1 protein-coding gene is annotated in these 13995 nt (G+C 42.9%); it reads left to right on the top strand.

The annotated features are described in order from the left end of the window. Positions 1-128: 128 nt before the first annotated feature. Positions 129-13940 carry a tandem-95 repeat protein gene (locus MKX72_RS28030; RefSeq protein ID WP_340761023.1) on the top strand — a complete coding sequence of 4604 codons (13812 nt, stop codon included), beginning with the start codon at positions 129-131 and terminating at the stop codon, positions 13938-13940. Positions 13941-13995: the final 55 nt, after the last annotated feature.

Raw genomic sequence — 13995 nt, 5'->3', positions numbered from 1 at the left:
CGTTGTTACGATTTAACAATCTGAAAATTATTATCTTTTGTACCCAAAATAAGACGGGTCTATATACACATTTCTATTGGTACTTTACATATACTGTTACGATTTATTTTATTATCAGAGGTGAGTAAATGCCATATGTTAATCGGTTTTTAACCAATGCTAATGGGGCTGTTACATTTACAGGAAACACTTTTGGCTTAAATAAACAAGCCAATGCTAATGCTCCTGGAACAGCAGGCTCAATAGGAACTTTTTTCAGTGTAAATCCAAGCTCCATAGATGGATCGTTTCCTACAGGAACTACGGCAAATTATCTACAAAACTCTTCTAGTGCAGTTTTAAGAATTCCATCTACCACTACTCAAATTCTTTATGCAGAATTAATATGGGGTGGAAGCTATCTTTATGGTGGAGAAGATGTTAGCGCAGCTTTAAATAACGCTGTGACTTTTATTACTCCTACCAGAACAGTTAGCGTGCAGCCAGACACGGCTACACGTTTTACCTTAACAACTTCAAGCTTTTATTACGTTCGTAGTGCAAATGTTACGAACCTAATCTCTCAATCAGGTACTTATTCGGTATTAGGAGTTCCAGGAACACAAAGTACAACAGAAAACAATGCCAATGCAGCTGGATGGACATTGGCCGTAGTCTATGCTGATCCTTTACAGAAATCTCGTAACTTGTCCATTTTTGTTGGAGCAGAATTAACAAGTTCAGCTACAGGAAGCTCTACGGCAGCTGTAACTGGGTTTGGTACGCCTATTACAGGAACAGTAAATGGTAGATTATTAGTAAGTGCTATTGAAGGGGATTCAGCTATAGTAGGTGATCAGCTCCAATTTGGCCCTACGGTTGCAGCTTTACAACCAGTTTCGGGGCCGAATAACCCTGTAAATAACTTTTTTGCTTCTCAAATTAATAATGATAGTGGTGTATTAGATACAAGTGGACAATTTGGCAGTTTAAATAGCACACCAGGAGGTAGCTTATCCGGTGCGAGGCAGGGGTGGGATATTACCAATATTGACGTCTCAGCTCGTTTATCAAATAACCAAACCAGTGCCGTCGTACGTGGAACGACGAGTGGAGATACTTACGTTATTAGTGCTTTAGCTCTTCAAGTAGATATTAATGCACCTGTTTTAAATGTATCAAAGTCTGCCAATGTTACATCCGCTCGAACAGGAGATATTATTACTTATACAGTCCAAGTAAGTAATACTGGTACAGCTTCTGCCAATGTTCTAATAGCTACAGATCCATTGTCTTCAGCAACAACTTTTATTCCTAATAGTTTGCAAGTGGATGGAGTTACTCAGACAAATGCAGATATCCGAAATGGCCTGTCACTTGGTACATTAAATATTAACCAAACTCGAGTATTGACATATCAGGTTAGAGTAGTTGGTCCTCTGACAGCAATCTCTTCTCTTGGTAATCAAGTCTTTATTAATTACCAATTTGAAAGTACACCAGGAAATATATTAGCCGGATCAGGTGCTTCTCCTGTCAATAGTGTAACAACTATTAACACTCCTCCTACAGTTCCTAACTATACTATTACAAATCCGGAGGACACTGTAGCAATTGGAACAGTCATTGGCAATGATATTGACGGGAACCCTCTAACTTACCGTATTGGCACGAGACCGGCTAATGGAGTAGTAACTGTTAATCCTAATGGGCAATTTGTCTATACCCCCAATTTAAATTTTAATGGAACCGATCAATTTACAGTTATTGTAGACGATGGGCAAGGAGGAACAGCTACTTCTGTAGTAACCATTATAAATACGCCTGTAAACGATAATCCCGTTACTCAAAACTATGCAGTTATTACTAATGAAGATACCCCTTTAGTTGGTCAGATACAAGCTACAGATGTAGATGGTGACTTACTTACTTTCCAATTACAATCTCCCCCAACAAACGGCACAGTTGTCGTAACTAACAGTGGAGCTTACACGTATACCCCCAATTTAAATTTCAACGGAAATGATCAGTTTACGGTGTTGGTGTCAGATGGGCAAGGAGGAACAGCAGTTTCGACAGTGACAGTGACAGTAACGCCTGTAAACGATGCACCGACGGTGCCAAACTACACGTTTACTACACAAGAAGATAGCCCTGTGGTAGGAGCAGTCGTAGGGACCGATGTAGATGGGAATTCTCTTAGCTATCAGCTGCAAAATAGGCCAACAAATGGAATTGCCGTAGTAAATGCAAATGGCACATTTAGTTATCAGCCAAATCTAAATTTTAATGGAAGTGATCAATTTACAGTATTAGTCTCAGATGGCCAAGGAGGAACGGCGGTTTCAATAGTAACGATTAATGTCATCCCCGTAAACGATCCCCCAATTACGTCCAATGTCAGTTTTACGATTGCGGAAGATAGCACGTTAATTAATCGAATAGTGGCAGTAGATCCTGACGGAGACCCGTTAACGTTTAGCCTGCAAACAACGCCAGGCAACGGAGTAGCTGTGGTGAATGGGGACGGAACGTTTAGTTATCAACCGAATCTGAACTTTAATGGGACGGATCAGTTTACAGTGTTGGTGTCCGATGGTCAAGGCGGCACGGCAGTTTCAACGGTGACGGTAATAGTCACGCCAGTGAATGATGCACCGACGGTGCCAAATTACACGTTTAGTACGCAAGAAGACAGTCCTGTGGTAGGAGCAGTGGTAGGAACGGACGTGGATGGAAATCCTCTTAGTTATCAGCTGCAAAATAGGCCAACAAATGGAATTGCCGTAGTAAATGCAAATGGCACATTTAGTTATCAGCCAAATCTAAATTTTAATGGAAGTGATCAATTTACAGTATTAGTCTCAGATGGCCAAGGAGGAACGGCGGTTTCAATAGTAACGATTAATGTCATCCCCGTAAACGATCCCCCAATTACGTCCAATGTCAGTTTTACGATTGCGGAAGATAGCACGTTAATTAATCGAATAGTGGCAGTAGATCCTGACGGAGACCCGTTAACGTTTAGCCTGCAAACAACGCCAGGCAACGGAGTAGCTGTGGTGAATGAGGACGGAACGTTTAGTTATCAACCGAATCTGAACTTTAATGGGACGGATCAGTTTACAGTGTTGGTGTCCGATGGTCAAGGCGGCACGGCAGTTTCAACGGTGACGGTAATAGTCACGCCAGTGAATGATGCACCGACGGTGCCAAATTACACGTTTAGTACGCAAGAAGACAGTCCTGTGGTAGGAGCAGTGGTAGGAACGGACGTGGATGGAAATCCTCTTAGTTATCAGCTGCAAAATGGTCCAACAAATGGAATAGCTGCAGTGAATGCAAATGGAACGTTTAGTTATCAACCAAACTTGAATTTTAATGGGACGGATCAGTTTACGGTATTGGTGTCAGACGGTCAGGGAGGAACGGCAGTTTCAACGGTGAGCATTAATGTTATCCCTGTCAATGATCCCCCAATTACGTCCAATGTTAGCTTTACGATTACGGAAGATAGCACGTTAATCAATCAAGTAGTGGCGGTAGATCCCGATGGAAATCTGTTAACGTTTAGCTTACAAACGGCACCGGGCAACGGAGTGGCCGTGGTGAATACGGATGGAACGTTTAGTTATCAGCCGAACCTGAACTTTAATGGGACGGATCAGTTTACAGTGTTGGTGTCCGATGGCCAAGGCGGCACGGCAGTTTCAACGGTGACGGTAATAGTCACGCCAGTGAATGATGCACCGACGGTGCCAAATTACACGTTTAGTACGCAAGAAGACAGCCCTGTGGTAGGAGCAGTGGTAGGAACGGACGTGGATGGAAATCCTCTTAGTTATCAGCTGCAAAATGGTCCAACAAATGGAATAGCTGCAGTGAATGCAAATGGAACGTTTAGCTACCAGCCGAACCTGAACTTTAATGGGACGGATCAGTTTACGGTATTGGTGTCAGACGGTCAGGGAGGAACGGCAGTTTCAACGGTGACCATTAATGTTATCCCTGTTAATGATCCCCCAATTACGTCCAATGTTAGCTTTACGATTGCGGAAGATAGCACGTTAATCAATCAAGTAGTGGCGGTAGATCCCGATGGAAATCCGTTAACGTTTAGCTTACAAACGGCACCGGGCAACGGAGTGGCCGTGGTGAATACGGATGGAACGTTTAGTTATCAGCCGAACCTGAACTTTAATGGGACGGATCAGTTTACAGTGTTGGTGTCCGATGGCCAAGGCGGCACGGCAGTTTCAACGGTGACGGTAATAGTCACGCCAGTGAATGATGCACCGACGGTGCCAAATTACACGTTCAGTACGCAAGAAGACAGCCCTGTGGTAGGAGCAGTGGTAGGAATGGACGTGGATGGAAATCCTCTTAGTTATCAGCTGCAAAATGGTCCAACAAATGGAATAGCTGCAGTGAATGCAAATGGAACGTTTAGTTATCAACCAAACTTGAATTTTAATGGGACGGATCAGTTTACGGTATTGGTGTCAGACGGTCAGGGAGGAACGGCAGTTTCAACGGTGACCGTTAATGTTATCCCTGTCAATGATCCCCCAATTACGTCCAATGTTAGTTTTACGATTGCGGAAGATAACACGTTAATCAATCAAGTAGTGGCGGTAGATCCCGATGGAAATCCGTTAACGTTTAGCTTACAAACGGCACCGGGCAACGGAGTGGCCGTGGTGAATACGGATGGAACGTTTAGTTATCAGCCGAACCTGAACTTTAATGGGACGGATCAGTTTACAGTGTTGGTGTCCGATGGCCAAGGAGGAACGGCAGTTTCAACGGTGACGGTAATAGTCACGCCAGTGAATGATGCACCAACGGTGCCAAATTACACGTTTAGTACGCAAGAAGACAGCCCTGTGGTAGGAGCAGTGGTAGGAACGGACGTGGATGGAAATTCTCTTAGTTATCAGCTGCAAAATGGTCCAACAAATGGAATAGCTGCAGTGAACGCAGATGGAACGTTTAGTTATCAACCAAACTTGAATTTTAATGGGACGGATCAGTTTACGGTATTGGTGTCAGACGGTCAGGGAGGAACGGCGGTTTCAACGGTGACCATCAACGTTATCCCTGTCAATGATCCCCCAATTACGTCCAATGTTAGTTTTACGATTGCGGAAGATAGCACGTTAATCAATCAAGTAGTGGCGGTAGATCCCGATGGAAATCCGTTAACGTTTAGCCTACAAACGGCACCGGGCAACGGAGTGGCCGTGGTGAATACGGATGGAACGTTTAGCTACCAGCCGAACCTGAACTTTAATGGGACGGATCAGTTTACAGTGTTGGTGTCCGATGGTCAAGGCGGCACGGCAGTTTCAACGGTGACGGTAACAGTCACGCCAGTGAATGATGCACCAACGGTGCCGAACTACACGTTCAGCACGCAGGAAGATAGTCCTGTGGTAGGAGTAGTGGTAGGGACAGATGTGGATGGAAATCCTCTTAGTTATCAGCTACAGGTTGCGCCAGTAAACGGAGTAGCTGTGGTGAATGGAGATGGAACATTTAGCTACCAGCCAAACCTAGATTTTAATGGGACAGATCAATTTACGGTATTGGTGTCAGATGGTCAGGGGGGAACGGCGGTTTCGACCGTTACAATAAACGTAATTCCAGTGAATGACCCTCCAATCACCGCTGATTTAGCATTTACAATTAATGAAGATACACCTCTTACAAATCAAATTCCAGCTTTTGATCCAGATGGGGATCCGTTGACATTTACTTTGCTGAATCCGCCTCCGTCAAATGGAAGTGTTGTATTAGGGGCAAATGGAGTATTTACCTATACACCAAATTTAAATTACAACGGAATGGATACTTTTGGTGTGCTGGTATCAGATGGTAAAGGAGGAACTTCCCTTTCTACTGTGACCTTAACAATAGTGCCTGTAAACGATCCGCCAGTAGGAGGAGATAGAGCTGTTACAACGACCATTAATCTTCCTGTTACAAGCAGCATACCTGCTTCAGACCCTGACAACGTTACTCTAACCTATACTCTTCAACAAAATCCAGATAATGGTGCAGCCGTCATAAATCAAGATGGTACATTCATTTATACACCTAATAACAATTTCATAGGTAATGATCAATTCACCATATTAATAACAGACCCAGAAGGAGCCACTGCACTATCGACTATTTTTGTAACGGTCCTTGAAACAAACGGAACTACAACTTCACAGGATTTGCAAATCTCTACTGATGAAGACACACCAGTAACAAATCAAGTAATTGCTACTAATGTAAATGGAAATCCACTTGTTTACACTATTGAAAACCCACCCATTAATGGAGTAGTAACAATTGATTCTAATACAGGAATATTTACGTATACACCGAATGCAAACTTTAACGGTTCAGATGCTTTTGTAGTATATATAACTGATAACTTAGGAGGAAATGCTACTGCATCAGTTATCGTTACAGTTATTCCAATAAATGATTCTCCAATTGTTCCAAATTATCAGTTGACGACTAACGAAGACACACCTGTAACTTCTATGGTAATTGCAACTGATATTGATGGTAATCAGCTGGATTATTCGTTACAAAATGCTCCAGTGAACGGAATAGTAAACGTAGGGTTAGATGGGATGTATACCTATACACCGAATGCAAACTTTAATGGAACTGACCAATTTACCGTACTAGTAAGCGACGGCCAAGGAGGAACAGCCATCTCCACCATCACGATTACGGTTCTGCCAGTAAATGATCCACCAGTAGGTCCGGTGGTGGTGACGTTGGTTACAACCGAAGATACGCCAGTGTCGAGTCAAATTACAGCGTTTGATCCAGATGGAGAGGTGCTGACGTACAGCTTACAAGATCCGCCAACAAACGGAGTGGCAGTGGTAAATCCAGATGGTACGTTCACGTATACGCCAAATGAAAATTATAATGGTCCGGATACATTTACGGTGTTAATAAGCGACCCGTCGGGCGCATTTATAGTGACAAATGTATTTGTGACGGTCACGCCAGTGAACGATGTACCAGTGGTGCCGAACTATGAGTTTGTGATCAACGAAGACACGAGTTTAAATAGCCAAGTGGTGGCAACAGATGTGGACGGAAATCCCCTAACATACGGGTTACTGACAGGTCCGGTGAATGGAACGGTGGTAGTAAATCCAGACGGAACCTACACGTATACGCCAAATGAAAATTACAACGGGGTAGATAGCTTTAGTGTCGTAGTAAGCGACGGCCAAGGAGGAACGGCCATTTCCACCATCACGATTACGATTCTGCCAGTAAACGATCCACCAGTAGGTCCAGTGGTGGTGACGTTGGTTACCAATGAAGATACGCCAGTGTCGAGTCAAATTACAGCGTTTGATCCAGATGGAGAGGTGCTGACGTACAGCTTACAAGATCCGCCAACAAACGGAGTGGCTGCGGTAAATCCAGATGGTACGTTCACGTATACACCAAATGAAAATTATAATGGTCCGGATACATTTACGGTGTTAATAAGCGACCCGTCGGGCGCATTTATAGTGACAAATGTATTTGTGACGGTCACGCCAGTGAACGATGTACCAGTGGTGCCGAACTATGAGTTTGTGATCAACGAAGACACGAGTTTAAATAGCCAAGTGGTGGCAACAGATGTGGACGGAAATCCCCTAACATACGGGTTACTGACAGGTCCGGTGAATGGAACGGTGGTAGTAAATCCAGACGGAACCTACACGTATACGCCAAATGAAAATTACAACGGGGTAGATAGCTTTAGTGTCGTAGTAAGCGACGGCCAAGGAGGAACGGCCATTTCCACCATCACGATTACGATTCTGCCAGTAAACGATCCACCAGTAGGTCCAGTGGTGGTGACGTTGGTTACCAATGAAGATACGGCAGTATCGAGTCAAATTACAGCGTTTGATCCAGATGGAGAGGTGCTGACGTACAGCTTACAAGATCCGCCAACAAACGGAGTGGCAGTGGTAAATCCAGATGGTACGTTCACGTATACGCCAAATGAAAATTATAATGGTCCGGATACATTTACGGTGTTAATAAGCGACCCGTCGGGCGCATTTATAGTGACAAATGTATTTGTGACGGTCACGCCAGTGAACGATGTACCAGTGGTGCCGAACTATGAGTTTGTGATCAACGAAGACACGAGTTTAAATAGCCAAGTGGTGGCAACAGATGTGGACGGAAATCCCCTAACGTACGGGTTACTGACAGGTCCGGTGAATGGAACGGTGGTAGTAAATCCAGACGGAACCTACACGTATACGCCAAATGAAAATTACAACGGGGTAGATAGCTTTAGTGTCGTAGTAAGCGACGGCCAAGGAGGAACGGCCATTTCCACCATCACGATTACGATTCTGCCAGTAAACGATCCACCAGTAGGTCCAGTGGTGGTGACGTTGGTTACCAATGAAGATACGCCAGTGTCGAGTCAAATTACAGCGTTTGATCCAGATGGAGAGGTGCTGACGTACAGCTTACAAGATCCGCCAACAAACGGAGTGGCAGTGGTAAATCCAGATGGTACGTTCACGTATACGCCAAATGAAAATTATAATGGTCCGGATACATTTACGGTGTTAATAAGCGACCCGTCGGGCGCATTTATAGTGACAAATGTATTTGTGACGGTCACGCCAGTGAACGATGTACCAGTGGTGCCGAACTATGAGTTTGTGATCAACGAAGACACGAGTTTAAATAGCCAAGTGGTGGCAACAGATGTGGACGGAAATCCCCTAACGTACGGGTTACTGACAGGTCCGGTGAATGGAACGGTGGTAGTAAATCCAGACGGAACCTACACGTATACGCCAAATGAAAATTACAACGGGGTAGATAGCTTTAGTGTCGTAGTAAGCGACGGCCAAGGAGGAACGGCCATTTCCACCATCACGATTACGATTCTGCCAGTAAACGATCCACCAGTAGGTCCAGTGGTGGTGACGTTGGTTACCAATGAAGATACGGCAGTATCGAGTCAAATTACAGCGTTTGATCCAGATGGAGAGGTGCTGACGTACAGCTTACAAGATCCGCCAACAAACGGAGTGGCAGTGGTAAATCCAGATGGTACGTTCACGTATACGCCAAATGAAAATTATAATGGTCCGGATACATTTACGGTGTTAATAAGCGACCCGTCGGGCGCATTTATAGTGACAAATGTATTTGTGACGGTCACGCCAGTGAACGATGTACCAGTGGTGCCGAACTATGAGTTTGTGATCAACGAAGACACGAGTTTAAATAGCCAAGTGGTGGCAACAGATGTGGACGGAAATCCCCTAACATACGGGTTACTGACAGGTCCGGTGAATGGAACGGTGGTAGTAAATCCAGACGGAACCTACACGTATACGCCAAATGAAAATTACAACGGGGTAGATAGCTTTAGTGTCGTAGTAAGCGACGGCCAAGGAGGAACGGCCATTTCCACCATCACGATTACGATTCTGCCAGTAAACGATCCACCAGTAGGTCCAGTGGTGGTGACGTTGGTTACCAATGAAGATACGCCAGTGTCGAGTCAAATTACAGCGTTTGATCCAGATGGAGAGGTGCTGACGTACAGCTTACAAGATCCGCCAACAAACGGAGTGGCTGCGGTAAATCCAGATGGTACGTTCACGTATACGCCAAATGGAAATTATAATGGTCCGGATACATTTACGGTGTTAATAAGCGACCCGTCGGGCGCATTTATAGTGACAAATGTATTTGTGACGGTCACGCCAGTGAACGATGTACCAGTGGTGCCGAACTATGAGTTTGTGATCAACGAAGACACGAGTTTAAATAGCCAAGTGGTGGCAACAGATGTGGACGGAAATCCCCTAACGTACGGGTTACTGACAGGTCCGGTGAATGGAACGGTGGTAGTAAATCCAGACGGAACCTACACGTATACGCCAAATGAAAATTACAACGGGGTAGATAGCTTTAGTGTCGTAGTAAGCGACGGCCAAGGAGGAACAGCCATTTCCACCATCACGATTACGATTCTTCCAGTAAATGATCCACCAGTAGGTCCAGATGTTATTACGGTTACTACTTTTGAAGAAAGCCCTGTTACAGGCCAAATCGTAGCAACTGATCCAGATGGAGAGGTGCTGACGTACACCTTACAAGATCTACCGACTAATGGAACAGCCGTAATCAATCAAGAAGGGTTATTCACTTATGTACCAAATGAGAATTTTGCTGGAAATGATACATTTACTGTACGTATAGCCGATCCAGCTGGACAGTTTATTATTACGAATGTATTTGTTATTGTTATACCAGTTGAACAGCCACCCACTGTACCTAATTATTCGGTTACCACTCCTGAAAATCAATCTGTAACTGGCCAGGTAGTAGGAAGCGATCCGAATGGAGATCTGCTCACGTATCGTTTAGGAACTTCTCCAGTGAATGGAAGCGTCATAGTAAATGGAGATGGCAGTTTTATATATTCACCTAATTCTAATTATGTAGGTCCAGATTTATTTACGGTTATTGTAGAAGATTCAACAGGTCTTACAGCAGTGTCTATTGTAAATGTTACAGTTATTGACGTGAACAGTTCGCCAGTTACAAGTGATGTTATCCTTCAGACTATAGAAAATGTAGCAATTAACGGGCAAGTTTTTGCCACAGATCCAGACGATAATCTACTCACTTTTAGTTTATCTGGTACTCCTTTTAATGGAACAGCTGTGGTAAATCCAGATGGTACCTTTTTGTATACCCCAAACCCTAATTTTATTGGTTTGGATTCTTTCACAGTGGAGGTGAGGGATAGTCGCGGAGCTAGTGCACAATCTCTTGTAACTATCAGTGTAATTCGGGTGAACCAACCACCGATTGTTGTAGATTTATCACTCTCAACTGTCCAGGGTCAGTTTGTAACAGGGCAAGTTCCTGCCTTTGATCCTGAAGGAGATCCACTAGTATATGGTCTAAATTTAGCACCACTTAATGGTACGGCCATTATTAATTCAGATGGAACATTTACGTATACGCCGAATCCAAGTTTTGTAGGAACAGATTCATTCTCTGTTTTCGCCAGAGATCCTCTTGGAAACCAAGGGTTTGGAACTATTACTGTAGAAGTCCAATCTCAAGATTTACCGGTTAGCGCTGAAGGGCTAACGTTAACTACTTTAGCAAATCAACCTGTAAGTGGGTCTATCGCTACTGTGAATCCAGCAGGCTCTCCATTAAGTTATGCTGTAGCCATTCCGCCATCAAATGGAACTGTTGTATTAAACCAAGATGGAACTTTAGTATATACTCCAAATCTTGGATTCACAGGAGAAGATATCTTTGATATCGTTGTTATAGATTCAGCTGGAAATCAAAGTATTGCTAATGCTGTTGTGACAGTAGTAGTAGGAGACATAATTTCAGTGGTCAATAGTGAAATAACGACTTTATTCAACACCCCAGTTTCTGGGCAAGTAAGTGCTACAAATTTGAGTGGAAACCAATTGTTTTATACGCTTACGTCGAATCCAAATAGTGGATCTGTCATAGTTAACCCAGATGGGATATTTAGTTATACGCCAAATCCTGGATTCTTTGGAACAGATCAATTTCAAGTACTTGTAAGTGATGTTCTTGGTAATACAGCTGTTGCAACTATTTCTGTTATTACTCAGGGACCGATAGAACAGGCGCCAATTGTAGCTAATCAAGCACTATCAACAATCGAACAGCAGCCCGTAACAGGAAGTATTGCAGCTATTGATCCACAAGGAGAAGCATTAACTTATGCCTTACTTGGCGGACCAGCGAATGGAAATTTAATACTAAATTCAGACGGTACTTTCACGTATACTCCAAATCCAGGATTCATAGGAACAGATTCTTTTACAGTATCTGTTCAAAATGAGAAAGGTTTAAATGCAGCTACTACGGTTCAAATAACTGTTACACAATTGGTAAATCAAATTGTAGTCAGTAATACTACTGTTCGAACAGTAGAAGGGCAGAGTGTAAATGGTGCACTTTCAGTTCGAGATCAGCTAAATAGGCCACTAACCTATACCCTTAACAACCTCCCTGCTTATGGAACGGTTATCTTAAATCCAGATGGAACGTTTGTTTATACACCAACTCCTGGTGTGAATGGAACTGATCAATTTGACGTTCTGGTTCAAAATGATCAAGGAGATCAAGCAATTGCTTCAGTTTTAATTATAATTGATCCGGTTCAAAGTACTATTACACCACAAGACATCACAGTACAGACTCAGCAAGGTGTAACTGTCTCAGGGACGATATCGGCTACTGATCCTTTTGGGAGACCAATTAGGTTTTCTTTAAATGCATCTCCATCCAATGGAACAGCTGTGGTAAATGCAGATGGAACGTTTAGCTATACACCAAATCCAGCATTTTTTGGAGAAGATAGTTTTCCTGTGTTGATTCAAAATGACAGAGGAGACTCTGCAATTGGTATTGTACGGATAGTTGTTCAAGAAAATCAAGATAGCATTGTTGTAACTCCTCTTACGGTTCAAGGAGTAACTAACCAACCTGTTACAGGTCAAGTTACGGCAGTTGATGCATTAGGTAATCCATTAACCTATCAAATTCAGAGTTTACCTGCAAACGGAACATTGAATTTTAATCCAGACGGTTCATTTATCTATACGTCGAATCCAGGATTTACCGGTATAGATTCTTTCACAGTAACTGTTCAGAATAATCTTGGTCAGTCAGCAACAACTAGTGTTACTGTTTTGATTCAGGGAGTTGATGATCCGATTACAGTTGAAAATCAACTTTTAACCACACCAACTGGTCAAATTATTGAAGGTCAAATTATCGCAACGGATGCATTAGGAAGGCCTCTTACCTTTGCTGTGGCTACCCCACCAACGAATGGAGTACTTGTACTACGAGCAGATGGAACGTTTAGTTATACACCAAATTCAGGCTTTGTTGGTCAGGATCAATTCGTGGTATCTGTAAGAAACAGTGACGGACAACAAGCGTTCTCAATTGTTACTGTCAATTCTACCGCAAGTAATAATATAATTACTCCAGGAAATAATACCTTTGCTACTTTGCAGGGGGTTCAAGTGGTTGGTAATATTCAGGTAACAAATTTGCTGGCACGTCCATTAAATTACACACTAGCAACAGCTCCTTTAAGTGGTAGCGTAACCGTTGATTCCAATGGAAGGTTTGTCTATCAGCCTGCGCCTAATTTTGTAGGAACGGATACCTTTACTGTATTAGTACGAGATGATCTAGGAACAGAACTACTGGTAGTGGTAACAGTTGTAGTAGGCAGAGACCCTCAGCCTCCTAATGTGGTAGGGCAAGTAATAAAGTTATTTGTTAATACTCTTACTACTGGTCAGCTCATTGCTATTGATCCAAATTCTTTACCACTAATTTATCAAGCTATAACAGGTGCTCAAAACGGACAGTTTAGAATTAATCAAAATACAGGCCAGTTTATCTATATCCCTAACGTTAATTTTGTAGGAACAGATACAGTAATCATAAGAGTCACTAATTCAGATGGAGCTTCAAGTGAAGCAGCAATTACTTTTATTGTGGAAAGAAGAGTGTCGCCAGCACCGCCACCAGTTCCGGGTAAATCTAATACTAAAAAGAAATCGTTGCGAGATCCGCGTAAAAATAAATTAAAAGGTAAGTGTCCTATAAAGGCATCTAATCAATGCATAAAAGGAATTATTAACAAGAAAATATGTGGTGAAATTGATGCTTGTACAGACAAAAACCTACCGCTTAAATATCAAATCTTAAAGGGGACGAAGAATGGTAGATTTAAACTTAATACGGAGACCGGCGAGTTTATTTATATCCCTAACTTAAACTTTACAGGAGAGGATTCAGCTGTTGTGCAGATCATCAGTATAGAGGGGACATCCGTTCAAGTTACTATTGAATTTGTTATAAGAAAATAATTAACAGTTAAAAAGCTATCCAATAAGTTATTTGTTGGATAGCTTTTTGAATTAA

It is taken from the genome of Priestia sp. FSL R5-0597 (assembly GCF_038006305.1).
Lineage (GTDB): Bacteria > Bacillota > Bacilli > Bacillales > Bacillaceae_H > Priestia > Priestia zanthoxyli.
The sequence above is the reverse complement of the archived record's forward strand: the minus strand, read 5'-3'. Positions and strand labels throughout refer to the sequence as shown.